We start from the raw sequence: 16,129 nt of genomic DNA on the forward strand, positions 1-16,129 counted from the left end.
CCCGCTGGGTCAGTTGTGCCCTGTGCGCCGTTCCATCATCAGTTCCGTCAGCAGCCACGGCAGACGGAGCGGAGGGGGCATGGCACACCGATACGAGCATCCTGCCGCTGCGACGAGCACGGTGAGCATCGCCCGCCTCCACGGTGAGGCGTGCTGGCACTGTGGCACCGTCGCGGGACAGCTCGCACCGGCAGGCACGGTGGTGCTGCCCGGCCGCCGGACGCCGTGGCCCGTGGTCAGCTGCGGCTGTGTGCCAACGGCATTCACCATCTACCGGGTGCCCAGCCGGGGCGAGTGGCAGGCCCTCGCGCCGACAGACTTCGCCGAGCACCTCAGCGGGCCCTACGTCGTGGTCTGCCCCGCCGGCACCCTGCGCGTCGACGAACTGCGCTCCGCGCTCGCTGCGAGCATCCCCATCCGTACGTCCCCGGCGACCGCGGACACGGTCCCGGGGCATGGCCAACGCACCTCATCAGGAAGGTCAGGAGCGTCAACATGAATCACGATACGGCCCCTCCGTCCTCACCCGCAGCCGAAGAACCGGACATCGGCGCCATGCGCATGATGTACCGGCGACTGCTCAGCGGAACGGATGTCCCATCCCTGCCCGCGCAGTTGCAGAGCCTCACGGAGACTCTGCACACGTACGTCACGGAACTCATGCCCCGTGTTGAGGTCCTCATCCGATCCCGGCCTGTCAACGACCAGCCCGCGCTGGTGGCGCAGGCGGGGCTGGCGGAGGCCACCCGGCGGGTTCACACGCCGCCCGGTTTCGGTGCCGCTGCCGTCTACCGCCACGCCGAGCGACTGGCCCGGTCGGTCGGCGCGCTGTGCGACCACTACGAGAACCTTTGCCACGCGCCCCTGCCCACGTGCGAGAAGCTCGTGAGAACGTGGGTGGAACCGGAAGGTAAGGGGTACGTCCCCTGGCTGCTCATCGCCCCGATTGGGCCCGTGCCGTCAGTACGGGACATTGGTCGCGGGAGCGTCGCCGAGCTGGCCGAATCGCTCGGGCTGGTTCCCGTCAACGAGGCCGTGCCGAACGCGGGTCCCCGCATCCACGTCGCGGGCAGCAGAGCGGCGCTCCGCTACGGCGTCGGCTCTCTGGCCATCCCGGCCCCTCCGCCCGCCTGGCTGGACCTCCTCAGCCAGGGCGCCCTGGTCAGTATCGCCGTCGGCCTGGAGGCCACCCCGCCCGGCGAGCTGGGGCCCTCCTCCTCGGAGGCGACAGACGACGCGACGGCCGCCTACATGCTCCGGTGCGCACGCCAGCAGCTGCTGCTGCTCGGGGCCGCCACCCTCGCGCCCCCGGCGCAGTCCTGAGCCACGCCCCCGGGCCTCCCTCCCGGCCACGGTGGGCCTCCCCGCCCCGGCCTGCCGCCCCCGGGCAGGCCGGGGCACCCAGACACGAATGGCGAACCCATCATGTTCCGCATCAAGCCACTCGGCGACGACTTCGTCGAGCACCTCATCATCCGCGCCTGGCTCGACCAGGCCCCGGACGGCCCTCCCGGCATCCTGATCGGCCACCCCGGCGCACCTGAGCCCCAGGGCGGGTTCGTGGACGCGTGGCACAAGCTGGCCGTCGCCGGTCTGTCCATCTGGCCCGACGACGGGTACACGCCCGCCGTCCACCCGTCCCTCACCGTTCCGCGTCATGGCGAGGCATGGGTCCTCGACATCCACCAGACCCGGCTGCCCGTCCCCGGCATCACCGACGCCTGGGAGAGCCACGCCCACCGCACCCGCCGGGTGCGCCTCACCCTCGTCACCCACCCGCTCCCCGCCAACCTGGACGAGGACACCGCCCGGGCCCACGTCGACCAGGCCCTGGCGGACGAGAAGAGCGGAACCCGCACCGGCACCACCGATGTCCGCCACCCCCGGAAGAGGCGGACCTGATGCCCTGGTTCCCACACACCCAGCGGATCACCCGCCCACCCGACGACTTCGGCGCCTGGGTCGTCGCCGCCATCTGCGTCCTCTCGGCCATCGGACATGTCTGGGACAGCTCGGCCCGGCTGCTCGACGAACGGCCGCCGGCCCCCAAGCCCGCGTCCGCACCGCCCCCGCCGCCCGGCTGAGACCGTCCCGGACAGAACTCGCCGCCGCCTCTCGACAGCGGCGCTCACACCCACCACCTGCCCCGCGTTCGGACCAGGAGGCTCTGATGAGCACTGCCGCCTTATCGCCCGCGCCCGCTTCTTCGCTCGGCTTCGCCTGGCTGGAAGTCACTGGCTTCTGCAATCTGGAATGCACGCACTGCTACGCCGACTCCAGCCCCAGGGGCACCCACGGCACGATGACGGTCGGCGACTGGAAGTCCACCATCGATCAGCTCGCCGACATGGGTGTGGAGAACGTCCAGTTCATCGGCGGCGAGCCCTGTCTCTACCCGCACCTGGCGGAGTTGATCGACCATGTCCGGCACCGGGGCATCACCGGGATCGAGGTCTACAGCAACCTCACCCACGTGAGTGATTCGCTGTGGGAGACCTTCGTGGCGCAGCGGGTGGACCTGGCCACCTCGTACTACTCGGACCAGGCCGCCGAGCACGATGCTGTCACGGTCCGCCAGGGCTCCCACAGGCGCACGAGGGCCAACATCCAGAAGGCCCAAAGGCTGGGCCTTTCGGTCAGAGGATCGACCATCGAGGTCGGCCCTGGCCAGCGGGCAGGGCAGGCCCGCCAGGATCTCAGGGACCTCGGTCTCGGGAACGTCGGCGGAGACCGGGCGAGGGCCTTCGGCCGCGCGAGCCGAGGCGCGGCGCCAACCGCCGCCGACGTGTGCGGACACTGCGGACGGGGCAGCCTCGCGATCGGGCCCACCGGTGACGTCTGGCCCTGTGTGATGTCCCGCTTCATGACGGTCGGCAACGTCCGAAGGGCACTCCTTTCCACCATCTGGAGCGGCAACGCGATGGCGATGGCGCGGGCCCGTATCCAGGCAGCCCAGGACAGCAGCCCGGAGTCCTGCACTCCGCCTGCGTGCCTCCCTTGGTGCGGGCCCTGTCAGCCGTGCCCTCCGATGGTCGTCCGAGGCACGGCGAAGAGCCGGTCCCGGAGTCGGAACGCTGACTACGATCGGTGACCACGCCGAGCGAGTCGGAGGTACTTTCATGGATGATCACGGCGACGATTTCATCGCCTGGCTTGAGGGCCATGGTGACCCGGTGGAGCGGCACGAGGAGCAGTGGCAGTTGTTCGCCGGTTATGTACGGCACGCCGCGAACAAGGTGGGCCCCACCTTGCCGCTCTGCCTCCCTGGGGAGCCCCAGGAGTGCGGCCGTGACGCGCGGCAGCACACCCTCGCGTGGGCCGCCGCGCTGAAGGCGGCGGCCCAGCGGATCATCGAGACCAGCACGGCCACCCCGGCGGAGTCGTCGTACTACGCGGGACAGTTGTACCTGCGCAGGCTCGCCGCGCTCCGAGAGGGAGACTCAGCGAGGGCGAGCAGCGAGGTTCCGCTCCAGCGGCACTCAGGGGCCGACCGGCTCCACTGATCGGCGGCCGGCGGCTCCGGTACCACCCGAGGCGACCGAATCGGGTAAGGGTCGCGCCCATGAACGACCTCCCGGCCGGTGGGCCGGAATCCTCCGACGGTGGGGCCGGGGGCGGCCGGGACGAAGGGCTCCTCCTTCGCCGGCAGACCAGGACGGCCGGAGGAGCCGGGCGCGGCGCGTGGCACGGACCGCCGTGCCGCGATCGGCGGAGGAGCGGGACCGAGCCGGCGCGGGCTCCGGTGGCGGGGCTGATGGCATCGAAGCTCCGGTCACCAGTGCCGGTGGGGTGGGCGCCGTCGATCGGTGCCGGTGGGGTGGGCGCCGTCGATCGGTGCCGGTGGGGTGGGCCCGATGGCTCAGCGGCCCGATTCCCCGGTCAGGGCCGCGCGGAGGGGTCCAGGCCCAGCGATACGAGGAGCCGCCGGGCCCGGGTCCCGCCCCGCAGGAGGGCGTCCACCAGAGGCCCGGTTCCCCCGTCGCCGCCGGCGGCGTCCAGATAGGCGTCGAAGGGGCGGTCGTCCGGGCCGAGATCGGTGCCGGCGCGCTCGACGGCCCGGAGGAGCGGGGCGTAGCGGGCGCCCATCGCGGCCAGCCGGGCGCCGCCCGCCGAGCGGACCTCCGGGTCGGCGGCGCCCTCGCCGGCCATGTGCGGATAGCGCAGCCCCACCTCGTGGGTGGCGAGGACCGCCAGCAGCAGATGCTCGGTGCCGGTCTCCTGACCGGTCCTGCGGGACTGGTCGACGGTCTCCAGGGCGACCCAGGCGACCGGGTTCGCCGCGAGGTTGGCGCCCCGGGCGAGGAACAGCACCACCCTCAGCCAGAAGGGGCGCCCGGTGCGCGGGCGACGGCCCAGCAGGGTGTCCCGGGTGGGCCGCAGCTCCGGGCCGAGACCGTCGGCCGCCGGGGGGAGGGTGTCGTCGTCCAGCAGCCTCCGCACCTCCCCGGGGGACGTACCGCAGATCCGCAGGACCTCGGCGGCGCGGCTGTCCTCGTCGGCCAGCAGCCCGCGCAGCAGATGCTCCACCGAGCAGCTGAGCGCGTCCGCGCGCCGGGCGTCCTCCATCGCGGACCGGAACGCCCGGGTCGCGGCGCCCGTGAGCCGGCGGCCGCGGTGGCCGTCGTCGCCCAGCACCTCCACGGACGGAACGCTTCCCCCGGCGTCGTCCGTGCCGGCCCAGGAGCCGGGGCGGGAGGCGCGGTCGCGGATGACGGCCAGCTGGGCGGCCATGGTCGCCCCCGTCCGGCCGAGCGCTCGACCGGCGGGGCCCCTGGCCTTGGCGAGGGCGGCGAGCAGATGCTCGGTCCCGATGGTGTCGCCGCCGTCGTCCACCGCGCCCCAGGCCGCGCCCAGGACACCGACCACGCTCCAGTCCGCCTCCACGATCGCCGTCCTCGTCCTCATCCCGTTCTCCCCGCTGTCGCCGCTCATGGGGAGAGCTTCGCGGGGGGCGGGGGGCCACCGCGTCCCCACAATGTCGTTGCCGCGATCTCCCTTCGGCTGAAGAATCACGTCCGGGCCGGGCCGGCCCGTACCCGAAAGTCTTGGGGCTTTCCCTCTTCCGACTTCCGTCTTCCGTTCGTCAGGAGTGTCGATGACCGCCCGTCCCGGTTCGCTGAACGGTTTCTGCTGGCTGGATCTCAAGACCGGGGACACGGCCGCCGCCGGGGAGTTCTTCGGGGCGGTGCTGGGGTGGGGGTTCGCGGTGGACGAGGAGGACTGGCGGCGGGCGGTGAAGATATCGGCGGGCGGGTGGCGGATCGGCGGGGTGAGCGATCTGTCCGCGCCGGTCTATCCGCCCGGGACGCCCGCGCACCTCGCGTACTACCTGGCGGTCGACGAGGTGGACCGGCGGGCCGAGCGGGCGGTGGCGGGCGGGGCGCGGCTGGTGGTGGAGCCGTTCGACGCGGGGGACCAGGGGCGGATGGCGACGCTGGTCGATCCGTTCGGCGCGGCGGTCTCGCTCTGGCAGGCGAGGGAGTTCACCGGGTGGGGGTTCCCGGCGGGGGGCGCGGCGGGCCTGCCGCACCGGATGGTCCTGGCGTGCGCCGACCCGGCGGGCGCGCGCGCCTTCTACCGGGACGCGCTCGGGGTCGAGCCGCGTCCCGGCGACGTGGTCGCCGCGCCCGGGGAGCCCGGCTGGCGGCTGGAGGTCGCTGTGGACGACCCGGGGGCGGTGTCGGAGGCGGCGGCCCGCTCGGGCGGCGAGGTGAGGGAGGGGGTGCTGTACGCCCCCGAGGGGCTCGCCCTCCGGATCAGCCGGGCAGCGCGGCCGTGAGGTCGACCTCGACCAGCTGCCCGGGGAACCCGAGCCGGGCGACACCCAGGAGGGTGCTCGCACTGGTGAACGCCTCGGCGATGACGGATTCGTTCAGCCGGGTCCAGGCGGCGGCCAGGGCGGCGGGGTCGTCGGAGACGACGTAGATCACCGAGCGGACGACATGCTCGGGCCCGGCGTCGACGAAGCGGAGCGCGGTGAGGGCGTTGGCGGCGACCTGGTCGATCTGGGCGCCGAGGTCGTTCTCGCCGACGAGGGTGCCGGAGGGGTCGAGGGGGCACTGGCCGGCGAGGTGGGCGGTGAGGGAAGGGGGGGTGAGGGTGATGTGGTGGTAGCCGGGGGTGGGGTGGAGGGAGGGGGGGTTGATCCGTGTGATCCTGGAACTCATCCCCCGAGTCTCGCCCTTCCCTCCCCCGGGAGCACCTTCTTTTCCCTCCCGCCACCCGAGCAATCCCGGCCCGTCCGGGGGCACCTCCCGGAGCCGGCTCCGGGGGAGTTTGGGGACGGACCCTGTGCGACAGGACCCCGCACCCTGCGGGCCACGGCCGGGGGCCGGCTCGAACACCATCAGGCCGGGAGCCGTGCCCCGCGAGGGGCGCGTCAGGGAAGAAGGCGGTGTTCCTTCGCGAAGGCGACCGCCCCGGCCCGGGTGTCGACACCCAGCTTCGCGTAAATCCTCCCCAGATGCGTCTTCACCGTCGCCTCACTGATGAACAACTCCCGCGCGATCTCCCGATTCCCCACCCCCCGCCCCAACTGCCCCAGAATCTCCCGCTCCCGCTCCGTCAGCTCCGGCAGCCCCCCACCCCGCATCCGGTCCATCACCCGGCTCGCCACCGGCGGCGACAGCGTGGTGCGCCCCCGCGCCGCCGAGTGGATCGCGGTGAAGAGTTCCTCGGGGCGCTCCGCCTTCAGGAGATACCCGGTCGCCCCCGCCCCGATCGCCCGGGTGATGTCCGCGTCCGTGTCGTACGTCGTCAGCACCAGCACATGCACATCGGGCGCCGCGATCCGCCGTGTCGCCTCCACCCCGTCGATCCCGGGCCCCAGCTGAAGGTCCATGAGCACCACGTCCGGGCGGAGCTTCGCCGCCAGCGCCACCGCCTCCTCCCCGCTGCCCGCCTCGCCCACCACCTCGATGTCGGGTTCGCTGCCGAGCAGGGCGAGCAGACCGGCGCGGACGACGGCGTGGTCGTCGCAGAGCAGAATCCGTACGGCGGTCATCGGTCCTCCAGAGGGCGCCCCAGGGGCACGGCGGCCGAGACGACCGTCCCCTCCCCGGGCGCCGATTCGATGGTCAGGGTCCCGCCGAGCTGCCGCAGCCGGGCCCGCATCGCGGGCAGACCGTGCCCCCGGACCCCGGGCGCGGACTCCCCCGGCTCGAACCCGCTCCCGTTGTCGGCGATGTCCAGCACCACCTGGTCGTCCAGCCGGCTCAGGGTCAGCGCCGCCGTGGTGGCGCCCGCGTGCTCGGTCACATTGGCCAGCGCGCCCTGGGCGATCCGCAGCAGCGCCGACTGCACCCGGTCGGGCAGGGCGACGGGCGCTCCGTCCAGATGGAAGCGGACCCGCAGCGCGTCGGTGGTCTCGCGCTCGGCGAGCGTCCGCAGCGCCTGGGCGAGCCCGCCGCCCTCCGCCAGTTCGGCGGGGGCGAGGTCGTGGACGAAGCGGCGGGCCTCCGCGAGGCTCCGCTCGGCGATGGACTCGGCGGTACGGACATGGGCGCGGGCCCGCCCGGGGTCGCTGCCCCAGGTGCGCTCGGCGGCCTGGAGCAGCATCTGCTGGCTGGAGAGGCTCTGCGCGAGGGTGTCGTGGATCTCCATCGAGAGCCGCTGGCGTTCGGCGAGGGTCCCCTCGCGCCGCTCGGTGGCGGCCAGCTCCCGGCGGGTCCGCACCAGGTCGTCGACGAGGGCCCGCAGCCGGTCGGCCTGGCGGCGCATATGGAGGAAGACGGCGGTGGCGAGCGCCGCGACCACCGGCGGCAGCAGGAAGAGGTTCGGGTCGATGCCCTGCCGCAGCCGCCACTCCGCGATCACGACGAGCAGACAGAGCACCGCGACGAGGGCGACGGCCGCCCGCGTCGGCAGCGAGCGCAGCCCGGTGTAGATGAGCGGGACGGCGCACCAGGCGAAGCTGGGCGCCAGCAGCACGACCACCACCCAGCAGCCGACGACGAGCCCGAGCCGGATGGGCTCGCCGCGCGGGTGGAGCCGGGCGGCGAGCCGGCGCCCGGGGAGCTGGAGCACGGCGAGGGCGGTGCCGAGCCCGATGACCCACGGCACCGCCGGGCTCTCCGGGTGCCGGATCAGATACCGCAGCAGGGCCCCGGCGAGCAGCGCGAGGAAGGCCGTGTCCATGACGGCGTCGAGGAGCCGGCTGTCCCGGTCCGCGCCCCGGGTGTCGCGCGCCAGGGGGTCCCGGGCGTCCACGGGGGTCGGGTGCTGGGACATCGTTCGCCGTTCTTCTCTCCGCGTGCTCCGCCGACGGTCTGCGCGTGCTCCGCCGCCGGCCCTCCTCGCATCGTGACCCGGCGGGCGGCCCGCCGCATCAGCCGATCGGCTGACACCCGCCTCCACCATGATGCCTGCGCGGTCCAGCCGGTACGCCGATCCGCCGGGGCGGCCGCCGGCGACAGGATCGGTGGCGGAAGGCGACCACCAGCCCTCCACCAGCAGCAGCACCCCACCAGCACAGGAGCCCAGGCCATGAAGAAGCTGTCGACCCGCACCCGTGTCCTCGCCGGTACCGCCGCCGCCGCCGCCGTCGCCCTCAGCGCCGGAGCGTTCGGCGCGGTCTCCGCGAACGCCTCCGCCCCCGCCGCCGAGTCCCGGGCCGCGGTCAAGGCCGACCCCTCGCACCGCAGCCTCCAGCAGACCACGCATCTGACGGTCGACGCGGCGTCGAAGGCCGCGCGGGCGACGCTGGACGCGGCCGAGCGGGCCGGCCAGCGGGTGACGGTCGCCGTGGTCGACCGGAACGGCAACACCATCGTGACGCTGCGCGGCGACGGCGCGGGCCCGCAGTCCTACGAGTCCGCCGAGAAGAAGGCGTTCACCGCCGTCTCCTGGAACGCGCCGACCTCGGAGCTGGTCAAGCGCCTGGAGTCGACCCCGAACCTGAAGGACATCCCGGGCACCCTGTTCCTGGGCGGCGGCGCGCCGGTCCAGGTCAAGGGCGCACCGATCGCGGGCATCGGTGTGGCGGGCGCGCCGAGCGGCGCCCAGGACGAGGAGTTCGCCAAGGCGGGTGTCGCGGCCCTCAGCCGCTGAACCACGCCCTTCCGCCGCCCGGGGCCCTCCGTTGAGATCTTGCTGGGCTCGCGTGCCCCGGCACCGCGCCTCGCCGCGTTGGCGTCCATCACGCAGGGCCCCCTGGGCCCTGACGGGCACGGGAGGGACCCGCGGTGGCTCACATCCTCCGCCCGGCGACGCACGGCACCGGGCCCGCTCACTGATCCAGCCCGATCCGGACGGAAGACCCTAGGATGCGGCGCGTGATCCGGTCATGCGCCGTGCGCCGTGTCCTGCTGCCCGCCGTGGCGGTGTGCCTCCTCGGGGGGTGCACCGGCGGCGGGCTCGGCACGGTCCGGGACGGGCCGGGGCTCGCGGGGCTCGGTGATCCGCTCTTCCCCCGGCTGGGCAACGGCGGCTACGACGTCCGGCACTACCGGCTGGCGCTCGACTACGACCCGGACACCGGGCGGATCGAGGGCACGGCGGAGATCACCGCCCGCGCGCTGCGGACGCTCGGCGCCTTCCATCTCGATCTGCACGGGCTGACCGCCGACGGGGTCACCGTCGGCGGCGAGCGGGCCGCCACCGGCCGGTCCGGTGACGAGCTGACCGTGCGGCCCGGCACCGGTATCCCGGCGGGCGCGGTCTTCCGTGCGGTCGTCCGCTACTCCGGCACCCCCCGGACGATCACCGACGCGGACGGCTCCGACGAGGGGTGGCTCCCCACCCGCGACGGCGCGCTCGCGCTCGGGGAGCCCGCCGGGTCGATGGCCTGGTTCCCCGGCAACCACCACCCGAGCGACAAGGCGGCGTACGACATCTCCGTCACCGTACCCCGGGGGCTGAAGGCGGTCTCCAACGGGGAACCGGCGCGGGAGCGCGCGGACGGCGGGCGCACGGACGGCGAGCACACGGACGGCGAGCACACGGGCGGCGGGCGCACGGGCGGCGGGCGCACCACCTTCCGCTGGCGCACGGCGGAGCCGATGGCGAGCTATCTGGCGACGCTGGCGATCGGCCCGTACCGGATCACCTCCTCCCGCACCCCGGCCGGTCTGCCGGTGATCACCGCCGTGGACCCGGCGGTGGAGGAGACGCTCTCCGGGCGCATCCCGGAGGTGCTGGCCTGGGCGGAGCGGCACTTCGGCCCGTACCCCTTCTCGTCCATCGGCGCGATCGTGGTCCCCGACGGGGTGGCCGGCTACGCCCTGGAGACACAGAGCCGGCCGGTCTTCCCGGCCCGCCTCCTCACCGTGCGGACCCTGGTCCACGAGATCGCCCACCAGTGGTACGGCAATTCGGTGACGCCCCGGTCCTGGCGGGACATATGGCTCAACGAGGGCTTCGCGACCTACGCGGAGTGGATGTGGGCGGCGGAGTTCGAGTCCGTGCCGGTGGAGCGGAGCTTCGAGGCCGCGTACGCGGAGCGGGACAACTGGTCCTTCGCCCCGGCCGATCCGCCGTCGGCCGCCCGAATCTCCGGCGCTCCGGTGTACGGGCGGGGCGCGATGGTGCTGCACGAGGTGCGGCGGGCGGTCGGGGACGCGGCCTTCGCGCGGATTCTGCGCGGGTGGGCGCGGGAGCACCGGCACGGCAACGCCTCCACTGGGGAGTTCACGGCGTGGGCCGAGCGGTCCTCGGGCCGGGAGCTGGACGCGGTGTGGCGGGGCTGGCTGTACGGGGAGGGACGCCCGGCGCGGCACTGACGCCGGAGCGCGGCGGGGCCCCGCCTCTCCGGAGCGGCGCGTCGCCGAGACGCGCGCCCGGAGGCGGCGGCCGGGGCGCACCGTGCGCCACGGCCGCGCCAGGCGCCGGCCCCGGGAGTGCTCCCGGGGCCGGCGCGCCGCCGGTGCCGGACGGGTGTGTCAGAGATTGACGCCGAAGTCGCGGGCGATGCCCTCCAGACCGGAGGCGTACCCCTGGCCGACGGCGCGGAACTTCCACTCCGCGCCGCTGCGGTACAGCTCGCCGAAGACCATCGCGGTCTCCACGGCCGCGTCCTCGCTCAGGTCGTAGCGGGCGATCTCGGCGCCGCCGGCCTGGTTGACGACACGGATGTACGCGTTGCGCACCTGGCCGAAGTTCTGCGTGCGGGCGACCGCGTCGTAGATGGAGACCGGGAAGACGATCTTGGTGACATCGGCCGGGAGACCGGCCAGGTTCACATTGATCTGCTCGTCGTCGCCACCGCCCTCGCCGGTGCGGTTGTCACCGGTGTGGACGATGGTCTGGTCCGGGGTGGCCCGGTTGTTGAAGAAGACGAAGTGGGCGTCGGACGCGACCTTCCCCGCGGCGTTGACCCCGATCGCGGAGGCGTCCAGGTCAAAGTCCGTGCCGGTGGTGGTACGGACATCCCAGCCGAGGCCGACGGTGACGGCGGTCAGCCCCGGGGCCTCCTTGGTGAGCGAGATGTTGCCGCCCTTGGTCAGGCTTACTGCCATTGGGAAGTCCCCTTCGTGTACGAGTGTGCGGCGGCCCCGGGTCGTCCCGGCGCTGCCGTTACCCGTCTTAACGCAGACGGAGGACCCACAGGTTCCAGGGAAGTTCCAGGGAAATCGAGATGACGTGAACATCTCGGACACGGGACGATGGGGGCATGTCCGGTCCCTATGTCATCCGAGGCTCCGTCTCCCTCCCGGAGGCCGAGCTGATCTGGCGTTTCTCCAGGTCGTCCGGGCCGGGCGGCCAGCATGTCAACACCAGCGACTCCCAGGTGGAGCTGCGCTTCGACCTCGCGCGCACGGAAGCGCTGCCCCCGGTGTGGAAGGAACGGGCGCTGGAGCGGCTCGCGGGACGGCTGGTCGGCGGTGTGATCGCCGTGCGCGCGTCGGAGCACCGCTCCCAGTGGCGCAATCGCGAGACGGCGGCGGTCCGCCTGGCGGCGCTGCTGGCGGAGGCGACCGCGCCGCCGCCCAAGCCCCGGCGGGCGACCCGCGTCCCGCGCGGGCTCAACGAGCGGCGGCTGCGGGAGAAGAAACAGCGCTCGGACACCAAGCGCGGGCGCTCGGGCCGCGACTGGGGCTGACCCTGCGGACCGGACGGACCGGACGGACGAGCCGGACCGGACGGACGAGCCGGGCGGGAGCCCCGCCGGCCCGGGCGCACCGGGCCCCGGGCGCACCGGGCGGCCACGGCTCACCCCAAGTGCCGGTACTTCCCCCGGAAGTACATCAGCGGCCCGCCCTCGGCGACCGGCACACCGGCGGACAGCACCCGCCCGATCACCAGGGTGTGGTCACCCGCCACCACCCGCTGCTCGGTCCGGCACTCCAGCGTCGCCAGCGCGCCGCCGATCAGCGGGGCACCGCTCAGCTCCCCGCGCACCCGGGGGACGTCCTCGAAGAGCAGCCGGTCGCTGACCCGGCCCTTCATGGCGAACCGCCCGGCGATGTGGCGCTGGTCCTCGGAGAGGACCGAGACCGCCCAGAGCGGCTGCTCGTCCAGCAGATCGTCCATCCGGGAGCCGTTGCGCAGACTGATCATCACCAGCGGGGGGTCCAGGGAGACCGAGACGAAGGCGGTCGCCGTCATGCCCGCGTCCTCGCCCCGTGGTCCGTCGTCGGCGTCGTGGGCAGTCACCAGGACGACACCGGCCGCCAGCCGGGCCAGGGCCGCGCGAAACTCCTCGTTGCTCACCCCATCAGCATGGGGGATCGGGGCGGCGGAGCCGGAGGCCCCGGGGGCGGAGGCGGAGGCGGCGGCTGTTGCGGTGGCAGCGGTAGGGAGCACAGCCGACACGCTAGCCGCGCGGACCGGGGCCGCACATCGGGCCAGGGGACCAGTGCGGTCCTAGGACCAGCGTCCCGGCCGGACGCCCCGGACCCGCGCGGAACCGGAACCGGACCCGGACCCGTACCGGCGCCGTACCGGCCCGCACCCGAGCCGCACCGGACCCGAACCGGACCCGTACCGGCCCTGAACCGGCCCGCGCAGCCCCGTGCCGGTCCCGTACCGGCTCCGTACCGCCCCGTATCGGACGCCGCCGGGACGCGTGTACGGTCCGGGGGCCGCGCACGGCCCGGATTTGCGTTCGGAGACACCGGAGGGAGGCGAGGGCGGCTCACCCCCGCTCCGATGACCACGGAGGCGCTCATGTGACTTGAGTCACAGAGGGCCTTATTTGTTGACCCTGTGTACCGAGTGGACAGCTCGCTGTGATTCAGTGGCCGGGGATAGGCAACGTGAAGACCGCACGAGAAGGCCGAAGAGAAACCTGGAGTCTGCTGTCGAGGTCTCGGGGAGAGCGAGCATGGAGACCGAGTCGGAGCCCTACGTCCGTCTTGCGACCCTGCGGCAGCTGCACAAGGTGGTCGCCGATCTCAACACCGCCCGCAGCCTGGCCGACACGCTGCAGACCGTCGCCGACGGCATCGTCGCGGGGCTCGGCTACGAACTGGCCTGCGTCAATCTCGTGCGCCCCGACGGGGATCTCGTCGTCGCCGCCTTCGCCGGCAGCGCCGCGGCCGAGGCCCTGATCACCGGCCGGGTCGGCTCCCGGCCCTCCTGGGAGCGCCGGCTCTCCATGGGCGAGGCCTGGGGCGAGCTGCGGTTCATCCCGCACACCGAGGGCTGGGTGCTCATCGAGGACGATGTCCCGCAGTGGCACACCGAGGGTCCCGACCCCCGCTTCGAGGACGAGTGGCACCCCCAGGACCGGCTCTACGCCCCCATGTTCACCTCCGGGGGCGGGCGCGAGCTGCTCGGCGTCATATCGGTCGACCGGCCGCGCAACGGGCGCCGTCCGGGCCCCTGGGGGCAGGAGGCCCTCCAGATGTACGCCTCCCAGGCCGCCATTGCGATCAGCAATGCCCGGCTCCGAGCAAATATGCAGCGGGCGCTGGTCCGCCTGGAGCGGGAGCAGCAGGCGCTGCGGGCCAGCGAGGAGTCCTTCCGCCAGGCCTTCGAGTACGCGCCGAGCGGGATGGCGATCGCCGAAATGGGCGGTGACCAGCACGGACGGCTGCTGCGCACCAATGACGCGCTCTGCCGGCTGCTGGGCCGGCCCGCCTCCGCGATGCGGCGGTACTCCTTCGCGGATCTCGTCCACCCCGAGGACGTGGGCACCCTGCTGCGCACCTCGGCCGAGGGCGGGCGGGCGGAGCTGCGGCTGGGGCGGCGCGACGGCAGCTACGTCTGGGTCTCGCTGCGGAACTCCGTCGTCGCGGACACCACCGACGGCCCGCGCTTCCTCCTCACCCACGTCGAGGACATCGAGGACCGCAAGCGCCATGAGCTGGCGCTCGCCCACCGCGCCTCGCACGACGCGCTCACCGGGCTGCCCAACAGCGCGGAGCTGCGGGCACGGCTCAGCGCCAAGCTGTGCGAACGGCCGCCCGCCGCCCGGGACGCGGAGGGCAACCCGCTGGACGCGACCGACGCGGGATACGACCCGGAGACCAGCGCGCTCTTCAACGCCGACGGCTTCGACTTCGGCCCGGCGGGCGTCCCGTACGACCACCATGTGCACATGATCGCGCCGGCGGACGACGTGGACGACGGCACCAAGGGCCTCGCGGTCCTCTTCTGCGATCTGGACGGCTTCAAGTCGATCAACGACCGGTTCGGCCACCAGACCGGTGACGCGGTCCTGGTCGAGGTCGCCCGCAGGCTCACCCGGGGCGTGCGGGAGGGGGACACGGTGGCCCGCCTCGGCGGTGACGAGTTCGTGGTCCTCGCCGACGGCCTGGGCGCCGCCGACGCCGCCGATCTCGCCGTACGGCTCCGGAACGCGATCATTCTGCCGATCCGGGTGGGCGGTCGCGGGGTGCGCGTGGGAGCCAGTTTCGGTATCAGCTGGGCGAGTTGCGGGATGTCCGTCGAAGAGGTGCTGCGCTCCGCCGACCAGCGGATGTACGTGGAGAAGCGCTCCCGCTCGAAGGTGCACCGGCGGGCGGGCTGAGCCCGGCTCCTGTCATGTTCTGGTCTTGTGACGATGGCCCCGATTGGGGTCAACGCCACCCATTCCGTTACTCCGAACCGGGTAGGCTCGCCCGCGTCGGCGTAGGGCTGACGACGGTGAGGAGGGACCAGGGATGACGGCCGGGAACAACGGCGCGAGCACGCCAGAGGACGATGATCCTTTCGGGTATCTGTACGAGGACGGGCACGCGGCGGGCGCCACACCACCCTCGGGCCGGGGGCGCGGCTACGGCTACCCGGGTCCCCAGGCACCTCAGCCCGGAGTCCCCCGGACGTCGTACAACCAGGTGCGCGCGGTGGGCGAGCGCCAGTACGGGCAGCAGCCCCCGCCCCAGCAGCCGGGGTACGGCTACCCCCCGCAGCAGGGCTATCCGCCCCAGCAGGGACACCAGCAGGGACACCAGCAGGGGTACGGACAGCAGGGGTACGGGCAGCAGCAGGGCCACCCGCAGCAGGGTTACGGACAGCCGGCCCCGCAGTACGCGGCCCCCGAGACCTACCCCGGCGGCGCCACCACCCGGGTCGTCCCCCAGCCGGACCCCGGCGGCCGGGGCCGCGGCCCCAACACCAAGGGCCTGCTGATCGGCGCGATCGCGGTGGTCGCGGTGGTGGTGATCGGCATCAGCGCCGCGGTGATCGGCAACCTCGGCGAGGACAAGGACGGCGACCAGGCCGGCAAGGAGCCCCAGAGCAGCGCCTCGGCGCCCGCGCGGTCGGTGGAGCCCAGCGGCCAGCCGTCGAAGCCCCCCGAGCCCGCGGAGAAGCCGGGCTCACTGCCCAAGCAGGACGCGGCGACGCTCCAGCTCGGCGGGCCCGCGACCCTGAGCCGCGACATCAAGGGCGCCAAGGGCGCCAACGGCGGCTATGTGGCCTTCAACGGGGCCGGCGGTTCGGCGAGCTGGTCGGTGGACGTGCCCGCCGACGGCGCGTACACGATGACCATCAGCTACAGCGTCCCGGGCAAGAAGGCCGAGACCTCGCTGACCGTCAACGGCGAGACGCCCCGCGACATCAACATGTCGAACTTCGCCAAGGCCGGTGAGGGCCAGTGGGACAAGGGCTGGACCTACACCTACGCCTATGTGAACCTCAAAAAGGGCAAGAACGATCTGAAGATCTCCTGCGAGCCGGGCGACCAGTGCGAGGCCCTGCTCGACCAGGTCTGGCTGGACGCGGGCCAGAAGGGGAGCTGACGGCC

Annotated in this window: 18 protein-coding genes; 12 read left to right on the top strand and 6 right to left on the bottom strand. The window is 73.5% G+C overall.

The window, feature by feature from the left end; translation table 11 throughout:
* The first annotated feature begins 79 nt into the window (after nt 1-79).
* The 6 genes from ACWCRA_RS23800 (at nt 80) to ACWCRA_RS23825 (ending at nt 3,503) form a co-directional block, all read left to right on the top strand.
* Complete coding sequence (locus ACWCRA_RS23800; RefSeq protein WP_451068538.1) at nt 80-499, top strand: hypothetical protein; 420 nt, start codon at nt 80-82, stop codon at nt 497-499.
* A complete protein-coding gene (locus ACWCRA_RS23805; RefSeq protein ID WP_451068539.1) occupies nt 496-1,323 on the top strand; it encodes a DUF6415 family natural product biosynthesis protein in 828 nt (275 codons plus the stop codon). Before ACWCRA_RS23800 ends, ACWCRA_RS23805 begins: the two co-directional genes overlap by 4 nt.
* A gap of 102 nt (nt 1,324-1,425) precedes the next feature.
* Entirely contained in the window at nt 1,426-1,902 is a 477-nt protein-coding gene (locus ACWCRA_RS23810; protein ID WP_451068540.1) for a hypothetical protein, read from the top strand.
* The gene (locus tag ACWCRA_RS23815) at nt 1,902-2,084 is read left to right on the top strand and encodes a hypothetical protein (RefSeq protein ID WP_351557701.1); all 183 of its coding nucleotides are present in this window, start codon (nt 1,902-1,904) and stop codon (nt 2,082-2,084) included. The genes ACWCRA_RS23810 and ACWCRA_RS23815 overlap by 1 nt, the downstream gene beginning before the upstream one ends.
* Nucleotides 2,085-2,170: 86 nt before the next feature.
* On the top strand, nt 2,171-3,091 hold the full coding sequence (locus tag ACWCRA_RS23820) for a radical SAM protein (RefSeq protein WP_451068541.1): 921 nt from the start codon (nt 2,171-2,173) through the stop codon (nt 3,089-3,091).
* Between the two features lie 28 nt (nt 3,092-3,119).
* Nucleotides 3,120-3,503: a hypothetical protein gene (locus tag ACWCRA_RS23825; protein ID WP_351557707.1), complete on the top strand. Its 384-nt coding sequence runs from the start codon at nt 3,120-3,122 to the stop codon at nt 3,501-3,503.
* Nucleotides 3,504-3,879: 376 nt separating this feature from the next.
* Here the strand turns inward: ACWCRA_RS23825 and ACWCRA_RS23830 are convergent, their stop codons facing one another.
* Nucleotides 3,880-4,932: a Clp protease N-terminal domain-containing protein gene (locus tag ACWCRA_RS23830; RefSeq protein WP_451068542.1), complete on the bottom strand. Its 1,053-nt coding sequence runs from the start codon at nt 4,930-4,932 to the stop codon at nt 3,880-3,882.
* Between the two features lie 163 nt (nt 4,933-5,095).
* Between ACWCRA_RS23830 and ACWCRA_RS23835 the strand changes: the two genes are divergently transcribed.
* Entirely contained in the window at nt 5,096-5,779 is a 684-nt protein-coding gene (locus tag ACWCRA_RS23835; RefSeq protein WP_351557713.1) for a VOC family protein, read from the top strand.
* Here the strand turns inward: ACWCRA_RS23835 and ACWCRA_RS23840 are convergent.
* From ACWCRA_RS23840 to ACWCRA_RS23850, 3 genes are all read right to left on the bottom strand, one after another.
* Entirely contained in the window at nt 5,757-6,167 is a 411-nt protein-coding gene (locus ACWCRA_RS23840) for a RidA family protein (RefSeq protein ID WP_351557716.1), read from the bottom strand. The two genes, ACWCRA_RS23835 and ACWCRA_RS23840, sit on opposite strands and share 23 nt — an antisense overlap.
* Nucleotides 6,168-6,379: 212 nt before the next feature.
* On the bottom strand, nt 6,380-7,003 hold the full coding sequence (locus ACWCRA_RS23845; protein ID WP_351557719.1) for a response regulator transcription factor: 624 nt from the start codon (nt 7,001-7,003) through the stop codon (nt 6,380-6,382).
* Entirely contained in the window at nt 7,000-8,229 is a 1,230-nt protein-coding gene (locus ACWCRA_RS23850; protein ID WP_351557722.1) for a sensor histidine kinase, read from the bottom strand. The genes ACWCRA_RS23845 and ACWCRA_RS23850 overlap by 4 nt, the downstream gene beginning before the upstream one ends.
* A gap of 255 nt (nt 8,230-8,484) precedes the next feature.
* On the opposite strand from ACWCRA_RS23850, the gene ACWCRA_RS23855 reads away from it, so the two are divergent.
* Nucleotides 8,485-9,048, top strand: coding sequence for a GlcG/HbpS family heme-binding protein (locus ACWCRA_RS23855; protein WP_451068543.1), 564 nt, complete (start codon nt 8,485-8,487; stop codon nt 9,046-9,048).
* 215 nt (nt 9,049-9,263) lie between these two features.
* Nucleotides 9,264-10,718 carry a M1 family metallopeptidase gene (locus ACWCRA_RS23860; RefSeq protein ID WP_451068544.1) on the top strand — a complete coding sequence of 485 codons (1,455 nt, stop codon included), beginning with the start codon at nt 9,264-9,266 and terminating at the stop codon, nt 10,716-10,718.
* Between the two features lie 159 nt (nt 10,719-10,877).
* On the opposite strand, the gene ACWCRA_RS23865 is transcribed toward ACWCRA_RS23860, so the two are convergent.
* The gene (locus ACWCRA_RS23865; protein ID WP_351557728.1) at nt 10,878-11,453 is read right to left on the bottom strand and encodes a TerD family protein; all 576 of its coding nucleotides are present in this window, start codon (nt 11,451-11,453) and stop codon (nt 10,878-10,880) included.
* A gap of 155 nt (nt 11,454-11,608) precedes the next feature.
* Here ACWCRA_RS23865 and arfB point away from each other — a divergent pair, with 155 nt between their 5' ends.
* Entirely contained in the window at nt 11,609-12,037 is a 429-nt protein-coding gene (gene arfB, locus ACWCRA_RS23870; protein WP_351557731.1) for an alternative ribosome rescue aminoacyl-tRNA hydrolase ArfB, read from the top strand.
* A gap of 110 nt (nt 12,038-12,147) precedes the next feature.
* Here arfB and ACWCRA_RS23875 read toward each other — a convergent pair whose 3' ends face one another.
* The gene (locus ACWCRA_RS23875; protein WP_351557734.1) at nt 12,148-12,741 is read right to left on the bottom strand and encodes a flavin reductase family protein; all 594 of its coding nucleotides are present in this window, start codon (nt 12,739-12,741) and stop codon (nt 12,148-12,150) included.
* Nucleotides 12,742-13,261: 520 nt separating this feature from the next.
* Here ACWCRA_RS23875 and cdgB point away from each other — a divergent pair.
* The gene (cdgB, locus tag ACWCRA_RS23880) at nt 13,262-14,911 is read left to right on the top strand and encodes a diguanylate cyclase CdgB (RefSeq protein ID WP_351557737.1); all 1,650 of its coding nucleotides are present in this window, start codon (nt 13,262-13,264) and stop codon (nt 14,909-14,911) included.
* Between the two features lie 133 nt (nt 14,912-15,044).
* Nucleotides 15,045-16,124: a carbohydrate-binding protein gene (locus tag ACWCRA_RS23885; RefSeq protein ID WP_451068545.1), complete on the top strand. Its 1,080-nt coding sequence runs from the start codon at nt 15,045-15,047 to the stop codon at nt 16,122-16,124.
* Nucleotides 16,125-16,129 lie beyond the last annotated feature (5 nt).

It is taken from the genome of Streptomyces sp. NPDC001889, from assembly GCF_053594535.1.

Coding starts and splice junctions, on each gene's coding strand:
- ACWCRA_RS23800 (WP_451068538.1), top strand. CDS start 80: ATGGCACACCGATACGAGCATCCTGCCGCTGCGACGAGCACGGTGAGC.
- ACWCRA_RS23805 (WP_451068539.1), top strand. CDS start 496: ATGAATCACGATACGGCCCCTCCGTCCTCACCCGCAGCCGAAGAACCG.
- ACWCRA_RS23810 (WP_451068540.1), top strand. CDS start 1,426: ATGTTCCGCATCAAGCCACTCGGCGACGACTTCGTCGAGCACCTCATC.
- ACWCRA_RS23815 (WP_351557701.1), top strand. CDS start 1,902: ATGCCCTGGTTCCCACACACCCAGCGGATCACCCGCCCACCCGACGAC.
- ACWCRA_RS23820 (WP_451068541.1), top strand. CDS start 2,171: ATGAGCACTGCCGCCTTATCGCCCGCGCCCGCTTCTTCGCTCGGCTTC.
- ACWCRA_RS23825 (WP_351557707.1), top strand. CDS start 3,120: ATGGATGATCACGGCGACGATTTCATCGCCTGGCTTGAGGGCCATGGT.
- ACWCRA_RS23830 (WP_451068542.1), bottom strand. CDS start 4,932: ATGAGCGGCGACAGCGGGGAGAACGGGATGAGGACGAGGACGGCGATC.
- ACWCRA_RS23835 (WP_351557713.1), top strand. CDS start 5,096: ATGACCGCCCGTCCCGGTTCGCTGAACGGTTTCTGCTGGCTGGATCTC.
- ACWCRA_RS23840 (WP_351557716.1), bottom strand. CDS start 6,167: ATGAGTTCCAGGATCACACGGATCAACCCCCCCTCCCTCCACCCCACC.
- ACWCRA_RS23845 (WP_351557719.1), bottom strand. CDS start 7,003: ATGACCGCCGTACGGATTCTGCTCTGCGACGACCACGCCGTCGTCCGC.
- ACWCRA_RS23850 (WP_351557722.1), bottom strand. CDS start 8,229: ATGTCCCAGCACCCGACCCCCGTGGACGCCCGGGACCCCCTGGCGCGC.
- ACWCRA_RS23855 (WP_451068543.1), top strand. CDS start 8,485: ATGAAGAAGCTGTCGACCCGCACCCGTGTCCTCGCCGGTACCGCCGCC.
- ACWCRA_RS23860 (WP_451068544.1), top strand. CDS start 9,264: ATGCGGCGCGTGATCCGGTCATGCGCCGTGCGCCGTGTCCTGCTGCCC.
- ACWCRA_RS23865 (WP_351557728.1), bottom strand. CDS start 11,453: ATGGCAGTAAGCCTGACCAAGGGCGGCAACATCTCGCTCACCAAGGAG.
- arfB (WP_351557731.1), top strand. CDS start 11,609: ATGTCCGGTCCCTATGTCATCCGAGGCTCCGTCTCCCTCCCGGAGGCC.
- cdgB (WP_351557737.1), top strand. CDS start 13,262: ATGGAGACCGAGTCGGAGCCCTACGTCCGTCTTGCGACCCTGCGGCAG.
- ACWCRA_RS23885 (WP_451068545.1), top strand. CDS start 15,045: ATGACGGCCGGGAACAACGGCGCGAGCACGCCAGAGGACGATGATCCT.